Source organism: Psychrobacter sp. 1Y4 (assembly GCF_051847555.1).
Genome location: NZ_JBPYDE010001106.1, coordinates 1 through 530 on the forward strand (window position 1 = coordinate 1; position 530 = coordinate 530).

Here is a 530-nt window from a genome sequence, read left to right on the forward strand (position 1 = left end):
ATCATGCAATAACAGATCGGCAGCCTGCGTGATAACGTCGCTGTTGCCATCGGTATCTATTAATAGTGCCTCAACGTCTTCATTACGCCATGGCTTGGTACCAATACCACCGAATGCCAATCGTACTGTCTTTAGGTTGCCATTGTCGTCAGCATCGATGACTGCGGCACAAGATACCAGTGCAAAGGCGTAAGAAGCGCGATCACGCACTTTGTCATAGGTATGCATGCCCTTAATAGGGGCAGGTAGTACAACATGAGTAATCAGCTCGCCTGCTTCTAGCACGTTTTCGATATGCGGGGTGTCTTTTGGCAAGCAATAAAAATCTTTGATATCGATAGCACGTGTCGACCCGTCCGCCTTCACTGTCTCTATCGTGGCATCCAGCAAACGCATGGCGACCGCCATGTCAGATGGATGCTGAGCAATACAGGCATCGCTCGTACCTAGAATCGCAAGCGTACGGTTCTCACCATTGATAGCAGGACAGCCTGTGCCCGGTTCACGTTTATTACAAGCGCTGTCCGTTT

At 49.8% G+C, this 530-nt stretch carries 1 protein-coding gene; it reads right to left on the bottom strand.

Annotation, left to right across the window (positions count from 1 at the left end; all coding sequences use genetic code 11):
- On the bottom strand, window positions 1-530 hold a 530-nt coding region (locus ACS8FC_RS20650; RefSeq protein ID WP_439298159.1), incomplete at both ends, for an FAD binding domain-containing protein.